The 18,559-nt window shown below is 62.0% G+C and carries 17 protein-coding genes; 11 read left to right on the top strand and 6 right to left on the bottom strand.

Annotation, left to right across the window (positions count from 1 at the left end):
• The first annotated feature begins 3 nt into the window (after positions 1 to 3).
• The 5 genes from ACSSVQ_RS00265 (at position 4) to ACSSVQ_RS00285 (ending at position 6,023) form a co-directional block, all read left to right on the top strand.
• On the top strand, positions 4 to 1,596 hold the full coding sequence (locus ACSSVQ_RS00265; RefSeq protein ID WP_454180346.1) for a carboxyl transferase domain-containing protein: 1,593 nt from the start codon (positions 4 to 6) through the stop codon (positions 1,594 to 1,596).
• Between the two features lie 11 nt (positions 1,597 to 1,607).
• A complete protein-coding gene (locus ACSSVQ_RS00270) occupies positions 1,608 to 3,620 on the top strand; it encodes an acetyl/propionyl/methylcrotonyl-CoA carboxylase subunit alpha (RefSeq protein ID WP_454180347.1) in 2,013 nt (670 codons plus the stop codon).
• Between the two features lie 74 nt (positions 3,621 to 3,694).
• On the top strand, positions 3,695 to 4,588 hold the full coding sequence (locus ACSSVQ_RS00275) for an alpha/beta hydrolase (RefSeq protein ID WP_454180348.1): 894 nt from the start codon (positions 3,695 to 3,697) through the stop codon (positions 4,586 to 4,588).
• 49 nt (positions 4,589 to 4,637) lie between these two features.
• The gene (locus ACSSVQ_RS00280; protein WP_293325470.1) at positions 4,638 to 5,072 is read left to right on the top strand and encodes a DUF1489 family protein; all 435 of its coding nucleotides are present in this window, start codon (positions 4,638 to 4,640) and stop codon (positions 5,070 to 5,072) included.
• A gap of 93 nt (positions 5,073 to 5,165) precedes the next feature.
• On the top strand, positions 5,166 to 6,023 hold the full coding sequence (locus ACSSVQ_RS00285) for a phosphatase PAP2 family protein (RefSeq protein ID WP_454180349.1): 858 nt from the start codon (positions 5,166 to 5,168) through the stop codon (positions 6,021 to 6,023).
• A gap of 6 nt (positions 6,024 to 6,029) precedes the next feature.
• Here ACSSVQ_RS00285 and panC read toward each other — a convergent pair whose 3' ends face one another.
• Positions 6,030 to 6,896 carry a pantoate--beta-alanine ligase gene (gene panC / locus ACSSVQ_RS00290; RefSeq protein ID WP_454180350.1) on the bottom strand — a complete coding sequence of 289 codons (867 nt, stop codon included), beginning with the start codon at positions 6,894 to 6,896 and terminating at the stop codon, positions 6,030 to 6,032.
• Positions 6,897 to 7,053: 157 nt separating this feature from the next.
• On the opposite strand from panC, the gene ACSSVQ_RS00295 reads away from it, so the two are divergent.
• Positions 7,054 to 7,386 (top strand): hypothetical protein, encoded by a 333-nt coding sequence (locus tag ACSSVQ_RS00295; protein ID WP_454180351.1) that lies wholly within the window; start codon positions 7,054 to 7,056, stop codon positions 7,384 to 7,386.
• Between the two features lie 138 nt (positions 7,387 to 7,524).
• Entirely contained in the window at positions 7,525 to 8,403 is an 879-nt protein-coding gene (locus tag ACSSVQ_RS00300) for a division plane positioning ATPase MipZ (RefSeq protein WP_454180352.1), read from the top strand.
• On the opposite strand, the gene ACSSVQ_RS00305 is transcribed toward ACSSVQ_RS00300, so the two are convergent.
• Positions 8,404 to 10,038, bottom strand: coding sequence for a D-alanyl-D-alanine carboxypeptidase (locus ACSSVQ_RS00305; protein ID WP_293325455.1), 1,635 nt, complete (start codon positions 10,036 to 10,038; stop codon positions 8,404 to 8,406).
• Positions 10,039 to 10,685: 647 nt separating this feature from the next.
• On the opposite strand from ACSSVQ_RS00305, the gene clpS reads away from it, so the two are divergent.
• The 4 genes from clpS (at position 10,686) to ACSSVQ_RS00325 (ending at position 14,420) form a co-directional block, all read left to right on the top strand.
• Positions 10,686 to 11,018, top strand: coding sequence for an ATP-dependent Clp protease adapter ClpS (gene clpS, locus ACSSVQ_RS00310; RefSeq protein WP_293325452.1), 333 nt, complete (start codon positions 10,686 to 10,688; stop codon positions 11,016 to 11,018).
• 60 nt (positions 11,019 to 11,078) lie between these two features.
• The gene (gene clpA / locus ACSSVQ_RS00315; RefSeq protein ID WP_454180353.1) at positions 11,079 to 13,499 is read left to right on the top strand and encodes an ATP-dependent Clp protease ATP-binding subunit ClpA; all 2,421 of its coding nucleotides are present in this window, start codon (positions 11,079 to 11,081) and stop codon (positions 13,497 to 13,499) included.
• Between the two features lie 120 nt (positions 13,500 to 13,619).
• Positions 13,620 to 14,006 (top strand): hypothetical protein, encoded by a 387-nt coding sequence (locus ACSSVQ_RS00320; protein ID WP_454180354.1) that lies wholly within the window; start codon positions 13,620 to 13,622, stop codon positions 14,004 to 14,006.
• A gap of 48 nt (positions 14,007 to 14,054) precedes the next feature.
• Positions 14,055 to 14,420: a VOC family protein gene (locus ACSSVQ_RS00325; RefSeq protein WP_454180355.1), complete on the top strand. Its 366-nt coding sequence runs from the start codon at positions 14,055 to 14,057 to the stop codon at positions 14,418 to 14,420.
• A gap of 141 nt (positions 14,421 to 14,561) precedes the next feature.
• Here ACSSVQ_RS00325 and ACSSVQ_RS00330 read toward each other — a convergent pair whose 3' ends face one another.
• The 4 genes from ACSSVQ_RS00330 to ACSSVQ_RS00345 form a co-directional block, all read right to left on the bottom strand.
• Positions 14,562 to 16,208 carry an SMP-30/gluconolactonase/LRE family protein gene (locus ACSSVQ_RS00330; RefSeq protein ID WP_454180356.1) on the bottom strand — a complete coding sequence of 549 codons (1,647 nt, stop codon included), beginning with the start codon at positions 16,206 to 16,208 and terminating at the stop codon, positions 14,562 to 14,564.
• 65 nt (positions 16,209 to 16,273) lie between these two features.
• On the bottom strand, positions 16,274 to 16,693 hold the full coding sequence (locus tag ACSSVQ_RS00335) for an HIT family protein (protein WP_293325440.1): 420 nt from the start codon (positions 16,691 to 16,693) through the stop codon (positions 16,274 to 16,276).
• A gap of 3 nt (positions 16,694 to 16,696) precedes the next feature.
• Positions 16,697 to 17,896 (bottom strand): GNAT family N-acetyltransferase, encoded by a 1,200-nt coding sequence (locus ACSSVQ_RS00340; protein WP_454180357.1) that lies wholly within the window; start codon positions 17,894 to 17,896, stop codon positions 16,697 to 16,699.
• A gap of 62 nt (positions 17,897 to 17,958) precedes the next feature.
• Positions 17,959 to 18,426 (bottom strand): RidA family protein, encoded by a 468-nt coding sequence (locus tag ACSSVQ_RS00345; RefSeq protein WP_454180358.1) that lies wholly within the window; start codon positions 18,424 to 18,426, stop codon positions 17,959 to 17,961.
• Positions 18,427 to 18,559 lie beyond the last annotated feature (133 nt).

The following is an 18,559-nucleotide window of genomic DNA, read 5'->3' on the forward strand; positions in this document are numbered from 1 at the left end:
GTCATGTCCATCCTGCAAAGCGGCGTCTCCACGCGCGACGACAAGTTCAAGGCGAATGCCGAAGCGATGGCGGCACTCACCGCCGATCTCAACGCGCAGCGCGAAAAGGCAGCGCTGGGCGGCGATGAGCGTTCGCGCGAGCGGCATGTGAAGCGCGGCAAGATGCTGCCGCGCGATCGCGTTTACGGGCTCATCGATCCGGGTACGCCGTTTCTGGAACTCTCGCTCCTGGCCGCGCATGGCCTTTATGGCGAGGACATCAATGCGGCGGGCATCATCACCGGTATCGGCCGCGTGGCAGGGCAGGAATGCGTCATTGTCTGCAATGATGCGACGATCAAGGGCGGCACCTATTATCCGGTCACGGTGAAGAAACATCTGCGTGCGCAGGAAGTGGCGTTGGAAAACAACCTGCCTTGCTTCTACCTCGTGGATTCAGGCGGGGCGAACCTGCCCAACCAGGCCGACATCTTTCCCGACCGCGAGCATTTCGGGCGCATCTTCTACAATCAGGCGCGCATGTCGGCGGCGGGCATTCCGCAGGTCGCGGTCGTCATGGGGTCCTGTACGGCGGGTGGGGCCTATGTGCCGGCCATGTCCGACGAGACGATCATCGTGCGCAATCAGGGCACGATTTTTCTGGGCGGTCCGCCGCTGGTGAAGGCGGCGACGGGAGAAATCGTGACCGCCGAAGATCTGGGCGGCGCGGATGTGCATTCGCGCAAATCCGGCGTGACCGACCATTATGCGGTGGACGATGCGCATGCGCTGGCGCTTGCCCGCCAGATCGCGTCCACGCTCAACCGCAAAAAATCCATCGACATTCCGCTGAAAGAGCCGGAAGCCCCGCTTTACGACATGGCGGAGCTCGACGGCGTGGTGCCGTCCTCGCTCTCCGTGCAATATGATGTACGCGAAGTGATAGCACGTCTGGTGGACGGGTCGGCTTTCGACGAATTCAAGAAGCTCTACGGCACGACGCTGGTTTGCGGCTTTGCCCATCTTCATGGCATTCCGGTCGGGATCGTCGCGAATAACGGCATTCTCTTCTCGGAATCGGCGCTCAAGGGCGCGCATTTCATCGAGCTTTGCGCGCAGCGGAAAATTCCGCTTCTCTTCCTGCAGAACATCGCGGGCTTCATGGTCGGCCGCGAATACGAAACCGGCGGCATCGCCAAGGATGGCGCGAAGCTCGTGACCGCCGTGGCGTGCGCCAATGTGCCGAAGATCACGTTGGTGATTGGCGGTTCCTATGGCGCGGGCAATTACGGCATGTGCGGACGCGCCTATTCCCCGCGTTTCCTTTTCACCTGGCCGAATGCACGCATCTCCGTCATGGGCGGCGAGCAGGCGGCGAGTGTGCTCGCAACCGTGCATCGCGATGCCGAGAAATGGACGGAGGAAGAGGCGGAAGCCTTCAAGGCTCCGATCCGCGAGAAATATGAGGAAGAGGGGCATCCCTATTTCGCGACAGCGCGGCTCTGGGATGATGGCATCATCGCACCGTCCGAAACGCGCCGCGTGTTGGCGCTTGCCTTCTCAGCCACGCTCAATGCGCCCGTGCCGGACACGAAGTTCGGCGTCTTCAGGATGTGAGGCAGCGATCCATGTTCAAGTCTCTTCTCATCGCCAATCGCGGCGAAATCGCTGTCCGTGTCATCCGCACCGCGCGGGCGATGGGCCTGCGTACCATAGCGGTCTATTCGGATGCCGACGCGAATGCCTATCATGTGGCGGAAGCCGACGAGGCCGTGCATATCGGTCCCGCCGCGGCGGCGGAGAGTTATCTTCGTCCTGAAAAGATCATCGAGGCAGCGAAGCTCACCGGCGCGGAGGCGATCCATCCGGGCTACGGCTTTCTGTCGGAGAACGCAGCCTTCGCCGAGGCTTGTGCGGAAGCGGGCATTATCTTCGTCGGGCCGCCGGCGGAGGCAATCCGCGCCATGGGACTCAAGGACGCCGCCAAGGCGCTGATGGAAAAGGCGGACGTGCCTGTCGTGCCCGGCTATCACGGCGACAATCAGGACCCGGAATTTCTCGCGGGCGAAGCGGAGCGCATCGGCTATCCGGTGCTTATCAAGGCGGTTGCGGGCGGCGGCGGCAAGGGCATGCGCCGCGTGGATGCAGCCGACGATTTCGCAAAGGCTTTGAAGTCCGCACAGCGCGAGGCGAGTTCCGCGTTTAGTGATGAACGTGTGCTGATCGAGAAATTCGTGACGAGCCCGCGTCATATCGAGGTGCAGGTCTTCGCGGACGGTCACGGCAATGTGGTGTCGCTCTGGGAGCGCGACTGCTCGCTTCAGCGCCGCCACCAGAAGGTGATCGAGGAAGCGCCCGCGCCGGGCATGCCGTCCGACATGCGCGATGCGATGAGCGATGCGGCGGTGAAGGCCGCGCTTGCCATCGGCTATCGCGGGGCGGGAACGATCGAGTTCATTGCTGACGGCTCCAACGGTCTCTCCAAGGATCGTTTCTTCTTCATGGAGATGAATACGCGGCTTCAGGTGGAGCATCCCGTAACGGAGGCGATCACCGGGCAGGATCTTGTCGAATGGCAGCTCCGTGTCGCGGCGGGCGAGCCGCTGCCGCTGGCGCAGGACGAAATTCCGCTCAACGGCCATGCGGTGGAAGCGCGTCTTTATGCCGAAGATCCGGCCAAGAGCTTCTTCCCGTCCACGGGTCGTCTCGTTCGGCTGCGCATGCCGCAGAACCGGCCCGAGATCCGCACCGACATGGGCGTGCGCGAAGGCGACGAAGTAACGATGTTCTACGATCCGATGATCGGCAAGATCATCGCGCATGGGGCAGACCGTCATCAGGCCATCGGCGCGCTTGCGAACTTCCTGAGACAGATGGAGGTTGCGGGCCCCAAAACGAATCTGCGCTTTCTGGAGCGCGTCATGTCCTCGGAAGCCTTCCGCGCGGCGCATCTCGATACGGGTTTCATCGACCGCCATATCTCGGACCTCGTGCCGAAGGGCCCTGCACCGGCCGAGGTGATTGCGCTGGCCGCGCTTGGGCATTTGCTGGCGCGGGATGAGCGGCAGTGCGCGCGGCAGCTCGAAACCGCGGAACCTCATTCGCCCTGGGCGGCGAATGATTCCTTCGTACTGGGCGGCCATCGCCGCGAGGTGCTGAGGCTCGAATGCGACGGCGATACGCTGATGGTGGGCGTGGAGCCCTCGGGTGAGGGCTGGCGCATTCAGCCCGAAGGCGGGGAGGCGCTTGTCGCGTCCGGCACGCTTTCGGCGGATGGCGCCTTGCTGGCGACAGTCGGCACGCGCCGTCTCCGCGCCGGGTTCGTCGCGCAGGCGAAAGGCTTTGTCCTGATCCATGAAGGTGCATCCTACGGTTTCGATCCGCATGACGCGCTGGAGGCTGACGATGCGGCGGAGGGTGGTACCGGCGCGGTGACGGCGCCCATGCCGGGCAAGGTCATTCAGGTGGCGGTAAAGCCCGGCGACCGTGTGAAGAAGGGTTCCGCGCTTGTCGTGCTGGAAGCCATGAAGATGGAGCAGACGCTTTCCGCCGCGTCTGACGGCGTGGTCGCCTCGGTCAATGCGGGCGAGGGCGATCAGGTGGACGGCGGCGCGGTGCTTGTCACCTTCGAGGAAGAATAGACCCGCCCGAAAAGACGGGTGACAGGCCGCTCTCTCCATGTTGAGGTTTAAGAAAAACCGGGAGGGAGAAAACAATGCGGCGCGATATCGAATTTAAGACCGAAGACGGCGTGACACTTCGCGGCTGGTTCTACCAGGGCAAAGGAACGAAGGGCCCTGCGCCCATCGTCGTGATGGCGCATGGCTTTTCCGCCGTGAAGGAAATGTATCTCGGCGATTTCGCTGAGTTCTTCGCGGGGGAGGGGATTTCCACGCTCGTCTACGATCACCGTAATCTGGGCGATAGCGATGGCTCGCCACGCGGACATATCGATCCGCGCCAGCAGATCGACGGCTATCGCGATGCGATCACCCATGCGCAATCCATGGACGAGGTCGATGCGGATCGCATCGGCATCTGGGGGTCGAGCTATTCCGGCGCGCATGTGCTGGTCGTCGGCGCGATCGACCGGCGCGTCAAATGCGTCGTCTCGCAGGTGCCTCTGGTGGCCGGACTGGAGTCCGCGCGCCGGCTTATCCGTGGCGATCACTGGGCGATGCTGCGCGCCGGTTTCGAGGCGGACAGGGCGGCGCGTATGCGTGGCGAGCCGGGCGCGCGCATGCCGGTGGCCGCGCCCGAAGGAGAACCCGCCGTATTGCCGACGCCGGATACCTATGAGTTCTTTACCGAGTTCGCAAAGTCGAATGAGAGCAAATGGGAAAACGACGTGACGATGCATTCCGTCGAGCTTTTCACGGAATATGAGCCGGGCGTCTATGTTCCACGCATCTCGCCGACGCCCTTGCTGCTCATCGCGGCGACGGGAGATCATCTGACGCCCTACGACCTCACGGCGAAGGCCTATGAGGAGGCGCTGGAACCGAAGAAGTTTCTGTCGATCCCCTGTAAGCATTTCGAGGCCTATACCGGGGAGAACTTCAAGATGTCCGCACCGGTGCAGAGGGAGTGGTTCAAGACGCATCTTTGAACCATGTCCTCGGTTGCGGCTTTCGCGCCGAAAGGCATAATCGGGCGCCATGACCCTTCACCTCTTGAAACTATGCGTCGGCGCCGAAGACGTGGACGATCTGCGCGGCTGGCAGGCGGCGCGGCTCGCCGACAAGAAGGCACGTGGCGAGGACCCCGTTCTCGCCCATGTGACGCGCATGGTGCCCAAGCGGGCCGACGAGCTGCTGGATGGCGGCTCGCTCTATTGGGTGATGAAGGGCGTCATCCGCTGCCGGCAGACGCTTCTTGATATCGAGCCCTTTGTGGACGGGGAGGGAACCCGGCGCTGCCGCCTCGTCCTCGACCCGGAGATCGTGCTGACCCAGCGCCGCGAGAAGCGCCCGTTTCAGGGCTGGCGCTATCTGGAAGCCGCCGATGCGCCCCGGGACGCCGCCACGGGCGGGGATGTGGAGGAAATGCCGGAGGAAATGCGGCGGGAGCTGGAGGAGCTGGGGCTTCTCTGAGTGCATTTCCAGCGGAAACCGCCATTCCCGAATGGTTCGCTTAACCGCCCTGTGCCATATTGCGCGCTGATTTAACGCCCGCCTTCAAAGCCCATGCAGCGCTATAAAAATCCCATCCGCTGGTTCGTCCTCGTGTCGCTCTTCTTCCTGATGTTCCCTGATGTGGATATCTGGGTGTCGGGCCTCTTCTATTCGCCTGAAAGCGGCTTTTTCTGGCGTGACGCAGCGCCGATGCGCTTCGTCTATGAGGGCATCCATTTCGTCACGCGCTGGCTTTCCATCTTCCTGCTGGGCAGCCTTCTGGTCCGGCTTATCGTGGCCTGGGTGCCGCGTTTGCGGTCGCGCTATGCGGCGTCGCCTGCCGGGGCCGCGTCGCGGCGGATCGAGCGCCGCGTCGGGGCAGCGGTGGATGCCTCGCTCATCTTCCGCATGGGCGCGGGCGCATTGCGTGCGGTCAAGGGTGTCTGGCGGGAAGTCTGGGGCTTCATCAAGGGGATCGCCCATAGCGTGTCGACGGCAAAGCTCGTCTATCTTGCGCTTTGCATGGCGCTGGGGCCGGGCCTTGTGGTCAATACGATCTTCAAGAACGAATGGGGCCGGGCACGGCCGCATCAGATCGTGGAGTTCGGCGGCGCGGATCAGTTCACGCCGGTCTGGGTCATTTCCAACCAGTGCGTGAAGAATTGCTCCTTCGTCTCCGGCCATGCGGCGATGGGCTATTACCTGTTCGCCTTTGCCTTCCTGGCATTTCCGCCCTTGCGGCGCTGCCTGTTCGCTCTTTCCATGGTCGCGGGCTTTGCGGTGGGCATGGTGCGCGTCATACAGGGCGATCATTTCCTCAGCGACGTGATCCTGCCCGGCTTCTTCGTCTTTGCCGTTTGTGCGGCGCTCTATGAGCTTTTCGTTGCCCGCGGCTGGCTTGCGGATGCGCGGTCGCCCGGACGCTACTGAGGCGGCTTATACCGGCATATTGTCGATCAGGCGTGTGCGGCCGATTTTGGCGGCGACGAGGATGCGCGCATCGCCATGCGTCTTGTCGTCCTCGAAGGGGGCCAGCGACGCGGCGTGACGGATTTCCAGATAGTCCAGCGTGTCGAAGCCGGCGGTGAGAATGCGCTCTCCGCCTTCCTTTACCGCCTGTGAAACGGGCGTGCCGCTGGCGGCCATTTTTGCCGTCTCACGCAGGATGACGTTCAGTTCGCCCGCAATCCTGCGTTCTTCCGGCGAGAGATAGACGTTGCGCGAGGACATGGCGAGGCCGTCCGCCTCGCGCATGATGGGGCCGCCGAGGATTTCCACCGGAATATTGAGATCGCGCACCATGCGGCGGATGACCATGAGCTGCTGCCAGTCCTTCTCGCCGAAAATGGCGATGTCGGGCAGCGCGGCCAGCAGCAGCTTGGAGACGATGGTGGCGACGCCTGCGAAATGGGTGGGGCGGAAGCTGCCTTCCAGCGGTTCGGAGACGCCGAAAACGCTGACCGTGGTGGAAAAGCCTTCCGGATACATTTCCTGCGCCGTGGGCGCGAAAATGAGCGAGGCCTTGTCGGCCAGCGCGTTCGCGTCCGCTACTTCCTGACGGGGATAGGCGTCGAGGTCCTCATGCGGTGCGAATTGGGTCGGGTTTACGAAGATCGAGACGACGACATGGTCGGCCTTTTCGCGGGCGAGATCCACCAGCGACAGATGGCCTGCATGGAGCGCCCCCATGGTCGGGACGAGCGCGACCGTCTCGCCCTTCATGACCCAACCGGCAACCGCGGCGCGAAGGTCTTCTATCGAGCGGGCGACGGGCAGGGCGTAGCTGTTCGTGTCGAGCGCCATATTCGTATTCCCCGAAAGGCTGTGAGTTCTGCCGGACAATAGGCAGGCCCCGCGCTTCGTTCAATGGCGTTGGGCCTTGGGCGCGCGGGATAAGGCATATCCGGCATGCGACCGTTGGGCCGCTTCCAATCGGGGGAAAACGGACTACATATTGGTGATGTCCAAAATCGCGACCAGTCTTGCCGTTCTTGTCTCGCTCGCCCTTCCGGCGGTGCCGGCCCATGCGGTCGATCTGATGTCGGGCGGGAAGCCCGGATCGGCTGCCTCGCCAAACTATCCGATGCCCGAAACCAAATCCTCGACGGCACCGGAAGTGAAGCCGCGCAAGAATTACATTCCGGGGCATCCGAGCAAATATGGCGGTTATGTCCGCGGCCGGTACGAAGAGGGGCCGCCTTTGCCGCCGCTTGCACCGGGCGAGAAATCGCAAGGCTATGTACCGGGGCATCATGATGCGGACGGGCGCTATATCCCCGGTCATCCCAAATAGAAAACCACGTGTTTGTGCCGTTTCCGAACGGAAGCGCACGGGCTTGGGCGTCCCGCTCCGCAACAAGTTGACGAGCGGTGCCCGGCGCTCGCAAACTCCGGTAATCGATTCCCATTTATGTGGCGTTTGCGGGGGCGAATGAGCCAGAGCGAAGGGCGGAATGCCGCCCATGTCATTGTTCTAGGCAATGAGAAGGGCGGGTCGGGCAAGACCACCACCGCCATGCATGTCATTGCGAGTCTGCTTCATGAAGGCATGCGCGTCGGGTCCATCGACCTCGACAGCCGCCAACGCTCGCTTACCCGTTATGTGGAAAACCGCAAGGCCTGGTGCGATGCCAATGGCGTGAAGCTTGCCATGCCGGATCATCGCGTGATCGACCGCTCCAAGGCGGCCACCGTGGCCGACGCGCAGGCGGAAGAACAGGCGGCTTTCGACGCGGCTTTCGGGGAGCTGGCGAGTACATGCGATTTTATCGTCATCGATTCTCCGGGTACGGATAACTACCTGTCGCGCGCAGGCCATGCCGTTGCCGACACGCTGATCACGCCGATGAATGACAGTTTCGTCGATTTCGACCTGTTGGGACGCGTGGATCCGCAGACCTATCAGCTCAAGGGGCCGAGCGTTTACAGTGAAATGGTCTGGGAAAGCCGCAAGCGGCGCGCGATGAAGGATGGCGGTCAGATCGACTGGGTGGTGATGCGAAACCGCCTGTCGCATGTCGATGCCAAGAACAAACGCCGCGTGGAAGCCGTGCTCGAAACGCTTACCGAGCGTATCGGGTTTCGCCTTGCGCCGGGGTTCGGCGAGCGTGTGATCTTCCGTGAGATGTTTCCCTCCGGCCTGACCTTGCTGGACCTGCGCGATGGCGGGGTGGACCAGCAGCTGTCGATGAGCCATGTCGCGGCGCGTGCAGAGATCAGAGCTCTGTTCGATATGCTCGAATTGCCGATCGGAGAAAAAGGGGATGGCGGTTCGTCGGAGAATCTGCGCGCCGCTGCGGCCTCGGGCTGATCAGCCCCGATCGTTGCGCGCCGTCCTTATGCCCGCGGGCAGCGACCAGTTGGACGGCGGAATGGCAACGCAGGAAATGTTCTGACGCGAAAGGCGTCCGCAGGCCGTGCTGGCCGATTTCTCACCGTCGAAACCACCGAAACGCGAGCGGTAAAGCGTGCGGTTGTCCGCCGTGCGCACGGGGATCGTCACAGGTACGGCGGCGTCGAGCTGGTCCGGCGCGGCGCGAATGGCGCGGCGAATGCTTTGCACGGCATCCGACTGGTTGGAATAGGCGCCGATCTGGATGACCCAGGTGCCTTCCGGGATGAGCGGCGCGCCCGCTTGCCAGTTCTGTTCCGCAGCGATAACGCCCGCCGTCTGCTTGACGACCGGTGCGCGGGGCTGCTCGCCGGTGCTGGCATGGGCGGGGGTCACGAGCATGCTGCCCAGGCTTTCGCCGGCCTTGGCGACAGGGCCCTTGGCTTTGCGATAGGCGGCCACGGCGAAGGATTTGACGTCCTCGAGCGATTTCTCACCACTATCCTTCTCGGTCTGCGCGGATGCGAGTTCCGGGTCGGGTAGCGGGAGGATGGTATTGTCTGCGTAGGTCTCCTCATCCGGATCCGCGCTGTCGTCTTCTTCAAGCAGCGAGGCAAGCTGCATGCGGTCCTCGTTGCTGACAAGGTTCACCGGGCGGGCAATCGGCTGAGGGATGTTCTTGACCATGGCAGAGGCGAGGCGGGTGTTCCCGTCCGCCCACGCGACGGCGCGCGGCACAAAGCGGTCCAGAAGGCCCATCATGCGCCGGTCGCGGGCCTTGGAGGTCTTGCCGCCCATCACCACGGCGATGACATAGCGATCATCGCGCTCGATCGTGGCCGTCAGGTTGAAGCCCGAAGCGCGCGTGTAGCCGGTCTTGATGCCCGTCGTGCCGCGATAATGGTACTTGGTCAGCAGGTTGTTGTGGTTCTTGTAGCGGCGGCCGTTATAGGCGAAATATTTGCGGCTGAAGAAGTGATAATATTGCGGGAAATCGAGGCGCATGCGCTTGGCGAGGGTTGCCTGGTCGCGCGCCGTCGTCCGCTGGTAGCGGTTGGGCAGACCGGAAGCATTTTTGTAGGTGGTGTTCTTCATGCCGAGCCGATGCGCCGTCTTGGTCATCAGCTTGGCGAACTCATACTCCGTGCCCGCGATCTTTTCGCCTACGGCGGCGGCCACATCGTTCGCCGATTTGGTGACGAGGGCGAGGATGGCGGATTCCACCGAAATGCTGCGACCCGGCTTGATGCCCAGCCTGGACGGCGCCATGCCGGCGGCATGCCGGGAGAAGACGACGCGGTCGTTCAGCTCGATATCGCCCTTCTTCATTTTCTCGAAGAGGATGTAGAGCGTCATGATCTTGGTCAGCGAGGCAGGGTAGCGCTTCGCATCGGCATGGCTCGAATAGAGCACCTTGCCGCTGAAGGCGTCGATCACGATGGCGGATTGCTTGGGGGCCGCCTGCGCGGTGCCGGCGTAGGTGCCCGAGAGGGCGATCGCGCAGAGGATGAGAAGGGACAGGGCAATATTGGGCAGCAAGCGGCGCCGAATCGTTTCGTTCGCGCCGAGCTTCTCAGCTTCGGACTCCGGTGCTTCGCTCGCTGATACGCGCATGACCCATGACCCCGACTCGAGAGCCGCCCCCCTATGGGTCGCCCCTCGTTACTTCCCCTGAATACTGTAGCCGAAGAAACACAGGCGAGGAAAGCCCCGCGCGGTATCCGATGCCGGATAATCCCAGATTCTTCGGCACTTACAGGCTTGTTCCAAGGGTAAGGGCGAAATGTTACCCGATGGTTAACTTGGTTACTCTTTTCTTAACCGGCAGATTCGAGCAGCCTTTTCCTTCGCTATTTACCGTAAATCCTCAAGAAGGCGGGTGTCGCGGGTAAGAGCCGCCGGGGAGGCATGTAAAAGAAAAATGAAAACCTTTCCCATAGCGTCCCGGGGGAGGGATTCCCGTTTCATGGGGAAAGGATCTTCCGCGCAAGCGGTAAATCGCGCCGCCCGGGGCTTGCGCCGCACCGTTCCGGGCTGATTTGCTGGGGATAAAGCCAATCGGCCTTTGAATTTCCCGGCGTTCGCCTATGTAATAGGAACCAGGAACCGGTTGTCGGGGTGCTTTGCGCAAGCGTCGAGTATTCCGCAACATTTACGGGGTCGGCCGGTTAAGGAGCAAACTGATGCAGCCGGCGGTGAGTGACTGGCAGGTAAGGGCGCGGGTAAGGGCAATGTCCTACGAAAAAGCGTCAGGCGAGAGAATGTCTGACGATAACAGGCCGGACGATGATGACGGGGATGCCGGAACGGGCGTCGTTACCCGCACGAAGCCCAAAACCAAAAAACCCTCGCTCTACAAAGTTTTACTGTTGAATGACGATTACACTCCCATGGAGTTCGTCGTTCATATTCTGGAGCGGTTTTTCAACAAGGGGCCTGAAGAGGCCATGAAGATCATGCTCCATGTGCATCAGCACGGGGTGGGCGTCTGCGGTCTCTACACCTATGAGGTGGCCGAGACGAAAGTGACGCAAGTGATGGACTTCGCGCGGCAGCATCAGCATCCGTTGCAATGCACGATGGAGAGAGAGTAGCGTTTTTGCATGTAGCGTTGAGCGTCCGGGAGGCGCCTCAGCAGAAGGGAAGGTCTAAAAGTGCCGACATTTTCTCGTAGTCTCGAAGATGGCCTTCACCGAGCGCTCGCCCTAGCGAATGATCGCAGTCACGAATATGCGACGCTGGAACATCTCCTGCTGGCGTTGGTGGACGATCAGGACGCAGCCGCCGTCATGCGGGCCTGCAATGTCGATGTCGACCTCATCCGCCAGCAGCTCACCAATTACGTCGATAACGAACTTTCCAGCCTGGTGATCGAGGATGGCGACGACGCCAAACCGACGGCGGGTTTCCAACGCGTCATCCAGCGCGCGGTCATTCATGTGCAGTCGTCGGGACGCGAAGAGGTGACCGGCGCCAATGTGCTCGTCGCCATGTTTGCCGAGCGCGAGAGCCATGCCGCCTATTTCCTGCAGGAGCAGGACATGACGCGCTATGACGCCGTGAATTACATCAGCCACGGCATCGCCAAGCGCGCCGACATGAACGAAACCCGTCCCGTCACGGGCTCGGGCGAGCAGGCGGAAGAGGGCGAACGCCAGCGCAACGGCAAGGAACGCTCCTCGACCGAGGCGCTGGACGCCTATTGCGTGAACCTCAACGAGAAGGCAAAGGCCGGCAAGGTCGATCCGCTGATCGGCCGTGAGCGCGAGGTCGAGCGCACCATCCAGATCCTTTGCCGCCGGTCGAAGAACAATCCGCTCTTCGTGGGCGATCCGGGCGTCGGCAAGACGGCGATCGCGGAAGGCCTTGCCAAACGCATTGCCGAGGGCGATGTGCCGGATGTGCTGAAGGACGCGACCATCTTCTCGCTCGATATGGGCACGCTCCTGGCGGGCACGCGCTATCGCGGCGATTTCGAGGAGCGCATCAAGGCGGTCATCAAGGAGATTGAGGCCTATCCAGGCGCGGTGATGTTCATCGACGAAATCCACACCGTCATCGGCGCTGGTGCGACGAGCGGCGGGGCGATGGATGCCTCGAACCTGTTGAAGCCGGCGCTTGCCAGCGGCACGCTACGCTGCATCGGGTCCACAACCTATAAGGAATACCGCCAGCACTTCGAGAAGGATCGGGCGCTTGTCCGCCGCTTCCAGAAGATCGATGTGGCGGAACCGAGCGTGGCGGACTCGATCAAGATCCTGAAGGGTCTCAAGCCCTATTTCGAGACCTTCCACAAGATCCGCTACACCAACGACGCCATCAAGACGGCGGTGGAGCTGTCGTCCAAATACATGCATGACCGCAAGCTGCCCGACAAGGCGATCGACGTGATCGACGAGGCGGGCGCCTCGCAGATGCTGCTGCCGGAATCGCGCCGCAAGAAGACCATCGGTGTGAACGAGATCGAGGCCGTGATTTCGACCATGGCGCGCATTCCGCCGAAATCCGTGTCGAAGAACGATACGGAGAAGCTGCGCGATCTCGATACCGAGCTGAAGCGCGTGGTGTTCGGGCAGGATAATGCCATCGATGCACTGGCCGCTTCGATCAAGCTTGCTCGCGCAGGCCTGCGCGACGGCGAGAAGCCCATCGGCTCCTATCTCTTCTCCGGCCCCACCGGCGTCGGCAAAACCGAAGTGGCGCGCCAGCTTGCATCCATCATGGGCGTGGAGATGCTGCGCTTCGACATGTCGGAATATATGGAGCGGCATACCGTGTCGCGTCTCATCGGCGCGCCGCCCGGCTATGTCGGTTTCGACCAGGGCGGTCTCCTGACCGATGGCGTGGACCAGCATCCGCATTGCGTGCTGCTGCTCGACGAAATCGAGAAGGCGCATCCCGATCTCTTCAACATCCTGTTGCAGGTGATGGATCACGGGAAGCTGACCGACCACAACGGCAAGAAGATCGACTTCCGCAATGTAGTGCTCATCATGACCACCAATGCGGGCGCGTCGGAAGCCGCCAAGAACGCCATCGGTTTCGGGCGGGCCAAGCGGGAAGGCGAGGATGAGGATGCGATCAAGCGTCTCTTCACGCCGGAGTTCCGCAACCGTCTCGACGCGGTGATCCCCTTCGGCCAGCTGCCGGAAGCCGTCATCGCGCAGGTCGTCGAAAAGTTCGTCATGCAGCTCGAGGCGCAGCTTGCCGACCGCAACGTCACCATCGAGCTGATGCCGGAAGCCAACAAATGGCTGGCCAATCGCGGCTATGACGAGCAGATGGGCGCAAGGCCGCTTGCCCGCGTCATCCAGGAGAGCATCAAGAAGCCGCTGGCGGATGAGGTTCTCTTCGGGCGGCTCATCAAGGGCGGCCACGTCAAGGTCGGGGTCGATGCCGAGAAGGACGAACTGTCCTTCGACATCGAGGAAACCCCGCCCAAGGCCAGCGCACCCAAGCGCAAGCCCGGCCAGAAGAAGGGCGGCGGCAGGTCCGACGATTCCGGTCCGAGCGATACGGGGTCGGGCGATTCCGGCGGCGGCAGCGTGCCGAAGGTTCCGCTGCTCACCGAGTGATCGCGCCTAGCGGGAAATATGGAAAGGCCGCCGAGGAGATTTCTCTCCGGCGGCCTTTTTCATAGTCTGGCGACCGCAGAGTGGAAACCGAGACACCGGACCGAAAAGGGGGAGGAAAGATTGAGTGAATACGAGGAAAGCATCGCGGGTGCCATGAAATGTCTCACCGACTTCATGGCTGCCTTCAATGCCGGCGATGTGGAGGCGTGGGAGGCGACGCTCAACTATCCGAGCGTGCGCATCGCCTCGGGCAAGCTCGTCATCATCGACAAACCCGGCTGGCATCCCCGCGACATGTTCGAAAAGGGGCTCGGCGTGGACTGGGCGCGCTCTGGCTGGGAGCGGCGCGAGGTTATTCATGCCGGTCACGACAAAGTGCATTTCGATACGCGTTTTGTGCGTTATCGTGCCGATGGCAGCGTCATAGGGCATTACGACTCGATTTACGTCGTGACCCTTCAGGACGGACATTGGGGAGTAAAGGCGAGGTCCAGCTTCGCCCCGTAATGTCCTCGCAGCCGTAAACAAGAACAGACCTCCAGGGAGAGATTTCCGATGATCGGATATGTAACGGTAGGCACGAACGACCGCGCGCGGTCCAAGGCGTTTTACGAGCCGCTGATGGCCGAGATGGGTGCGAAGGAGCTCATGGAGAGTGATCGCTATACCTTCTGGGGTACCGGTCAGGGGCCCATGCTGGGGGTGTTCGTGCCTTACGACCAGCAGGAAGCCAAGCCCGGCAACGGCAATATGGTGGCGCTGGCCATGCCCGACCGCGAGTCGGTCGACAAGGTACACGCCAAGGCGATGGAACTGGGCGCGCCGGACGAGGGCGCGCCGGGCGAGCGGATGCCGACCTTCTATGGCGCCTATTTCCGCGACCCGGACGGCAACAAGATCTGCGTCTTCAAGATGGGCTGAGGCTTTCGGCCTTCAAGATACCGAACCCCGGCAGGCGACTGCCGGGGTTTTTTTATTGCCCGGGTGCGGCGGCGAACGCAGCGGGGGTGAGGAGGCAAAGACAAGCGGCAAGCCGGATCGTCTTTGTCTCCTCCCTGACCGTCAGCTCGCGCCGGTCTCCGTCAGCCGGAAGATCCGGGCGTCGATATCGGACGAGAAATAGATGTCGCCCTCGGGCCCCACCGACACGCCGGTCGGAACATAGGATGACGGCACTTCAGCGGGACCTTTGAGGCCGATGGGCAGGTCGTCGCGCAAAACCTCTTTGGTGCCGCTTTCCGGATCGACGGCGACGATGCGTTTCGCCCCGACCTCGGCAATGATGAGCTTGCCGTCCGGTGCGATGTCGAAGCCTTCGGGGGCATCGAGGTCGGCGACCAGTACGGTTCGCTTCCCGGTTTCAGGGTCGATGCGCGAAATGACGCCGCCATCGGTCTCGCTCACATAGATGGAGCCGTCGCCCGTTGCCATCATGTTTTCGGGGCCTTCGAGGCCGGTGACGATCTCGGTGCGTGCGTCGGAATGTTCCGGATCCACCATGAGAAGGCGGCCCTTGGCATATTCGGCGACGACGATACGGCCATCCGTCATGGCAATGGCGGAACTCGGCGTGATGAACCCGTGCATAAGAGCAATGGATTTACCAGCTTCCTGATCGAAGACCTGCACGGCGCCGGAGGTGAGCCCGGCCACGGTGACATGGCCGTTGGCGACGGCGACGTTGAGCGGGTAGTCGATATTGCCGCTCCACATCCGGGCGATTTCTTCCATCCGTCCGCTGGCGAGGTGAAGTTTCCGGAAGGCGAATCCGTCGGCGATATAAAGCACATCCTCGCCGCCTTCATTGGCGCGCGCGATGCCGCCTGCGAGGGCCAGCGGCCCGGAAACGACGGTCCGGGATTTCCCCGACCTGGTATCCACCGCGATGACGGCATTGTCTGCCATGTTGGTGATAAAGAGATTGCCGCCATTGTCGAAGGCGAGGTTGTCGATGGACGGTTTCACTTTCGCCACGATCTCTTTCGATCCGTCCGCGGGATCGACGCGCACGACTTCGCCGCGCTGCGTATCGACGGCGTAGAGTTTTCCGTCCGGGCTGAAATTGGCTGCGGCGGGAATGCCGAAGCCGGTGGCGACGACATCGAGCGTGGCCTTGTCCACGTCGACACGGGCGATCTCGCCCTTGTCCCAGAGCGGTCCATAAAGTTTTCCGTCCGGTCCGAAATCGAAACCGTTCAGGCCGCCCATGCCTTCCATGATCTTGCGCGGCGGTTTCTTGCCGGTAGGGTCGATCTCGTACAGCGCGTCGCCCAGAAAGACCTGCGTTGCGAAAAGGCGTCCGTCATCGGTCCAGGCGATGGAGTTGATGCCGGGCAGGCCTTTGGCGAGCATCGTTACTGTGCCGTCGGGTTTGCGGGCGTAGATCTTGCCGTCGATGAAGGCGGTCCATGCGAGCGTGCCGTCCGGGCCCTGTTCCAGATCGTCTGCCATGCCTTTGGGTGGGCCTTCATAGACGGAGGTGGCGCCCGTTTCCGGATCGACCTTGTAGATGCTGCGGCCGATCACGCTGCCCGCCAGCATGGTGCCGTCCTTTTCGACGGTGATCCCATGAATGCCGTGAAAGGGCGAGGGGCCGGTCACTTCTTCCAGCGAATAGCGCTGGGCGGGCGTATCCTTGTTTTCGTCGCAGGCGGTTAGCAGCAGGGCCGACATGGCCGTTACGCCGACGGCCAATGCCGTTCTTCTCATCGTCTTCATCTTTCCCCCACGTACCGCGGTCTTCTTATTATCCGCAGCCCCCGCGAAAGCCGGTCTCAGTCGAGAGCGGCGATCACGCGTTCGGCATGTTGTTTCAGAACATTCGTATCGGCCATCTGGCGCGCATGAAGTTTCAGGTCGATCCCTTCCGCACGCGGAATGATATGCGTATGGATGTGGAACACGGTTTGCCCGGCGGGCGCGCCGTTGAGCTGTGCAATCATGATCCCCGGCGCGTCGAAGGCCTTCTTCACCGCCGCGGCGATCTTCTTCGTCGTCTTCGCCATGGCGGCCGCATAATCGGCATCGAGGTCGAAGAGGTTTTCCGCCTCATATTTCGGGATGACCAGCGTGTGGCCTTCGGTCTGAGGCATGACATCCATAAAGGCAAAGGTCATGTCGTCTTCATAGACCTTGAAGCAGGGCGCCTCGCCACGAAGGATTTTCGCGAAAATATTGTTCTTGTCATAGGCCATGGATCAGAAGTCGTCCTCTTCGCGTTGCATTGCGTCGTTATCGTGCCGAAAGGGGGCGTATTCGCCAAGCGTTTCGATGTCGTGCTCGACATATTGGCGCTCGCGCTCCAGATATTCGCCGACCGCGTTTCGGAAGCTTTCATTGGCGATCCAGTGCGCGCTGTGGGTGCGCGAGGGGACGTAACCCCGGGCGAGCTTGTGTTCGCCCTGCGCGCCGGCCTCGACCCGCTTCAGCCCCCTGTCGATGGCGAAGTCGATCGCCTGATAGTAGCAGCACTCGAAATGCAGGAAGGGGTGGTGCTCCACCGCCCCCCAGTTGCGTCCGTAGAGTGCGTCGGAGCCGATCAGGTTCAGCGCACCGGCGATGTAGCGGCCGTCGCGCTTTGCCATGATGAGCAGAATGTCTTCGGGCATGCGTTCATTGACGATGCTGAAGAAGGAACGGGTGAGATAGGGCGAACCCCATTTGCGCGCGCCCGTATCCATATAGAACATATAGAACGCGTCCCAGTGGTCCTCCGTCAGGTCGCTGCCCGTCACCCATTCGATTTCGATGCCGTTTTCCAGCGCGCGCTCCCGTTCCTTGCGGATGTTCTTGCGCTTGCGCGAGGACAGGTCCGCCAGGAAGTCGTCAAAGCCGTCATAGCCGCGATTGTGCCAGTGGAATTGCTGGTCGGTGCGTTGCAGCAGGCCCCGGTCGCCCAGATAGTCCCATTCCTCTTCGGTGAGGAAGGTCATGTGCAATGACGAGGTGCCGAGACGGTTGCCGATCTCGATGCCGCCTGCGATCAGCGCGTCCCGGGAGGCGTTCATGGTCGGGCCCGGCGGCACCAGAAGCCGCCGCCCCGTCACGGGCGTGAAGGGGATGGACACCTGCAATTTGGGATAGTAGCTGCCGCCGGCGCGCTCGAAGGCGTCCGCCCAGCCATAGTCGAAGACATATTCGCCCCGGCTATGGCTCTTCAGATACATGGGCATGGCGCCGGCCACGTTGCCCGCGCCGTCTTCGAGCAGCAGGTGGTAGGGCATCCAGCCGGTTGCGCGCGTGGCGGAGCCGCTTTCCTCCAGCGCGGAGAGGAAGGCATGGCGCAGAAACGGGTTATAGGGCTCGTCGGGCGGATTGGCGCAGGCGTCCCATGCCGCCGGATCGACCTCCGACAGGCTGTTCACTGCTCTGATAATGGCTTGTTCCGCGTCACCCATGCCCTGAATCTAAACGACCGGCACGCGGACGCAAAATCCCGTTATGGCAAGGTCGATCACGATCAGGCGATCTCCACCACCGCCTCGATCTCGGTCGTCATCTGGAAGGGGAGGCTCATCATGCCCACGGCGGAGCGGGCATGGCGGCCCTTGTCGCCGAAGATTTCCACCAGCAGGTCGGAGGCACCGTTGATGACGGTGGGGTGCTGGTCGAAATCGGGCGTGCAGTTGACGAAGCCGGTCAGCTTCACGATGCGCGTCACCCGGTCGAGATCGCCGCCACAGGCTTCCTTGAGCTGGGCGATCACGTTGAGGGCTGTCAGGCGGGCCGATTTGGCTGCGTCCTCGGCGGTATGGTCGGCGCCGACCTTGCCGATATATTCAAGTCCGTTCGGCCCGACGGGCCCTTGTCCGGAAATGAACACCTGATTGCCGGTGATGACGAAGGGCACATAGCTGCCGGCGGGCGCAGACGCCTTGGGCAGGTCGATCCCGAGTTCCTTGAGCCGTGTCTCGATCTGTCCAGCCATGTCATTCTCCCTTTATCGCGTGTTGGCACCGACCGCCTTTATAGCGAAACCGCCCCGGCCCGGCGAGGGCTGTTCGCCAAGATGACGCCTGTGCAGAGCGGTGTCGAAAGCTTATATTTCCAATCATAACGGA

The sequence above is a fragment of the Parvibaculum sp. MBR-TMA-1.3b-4.2 genome, from assembly GCF_053628815.1.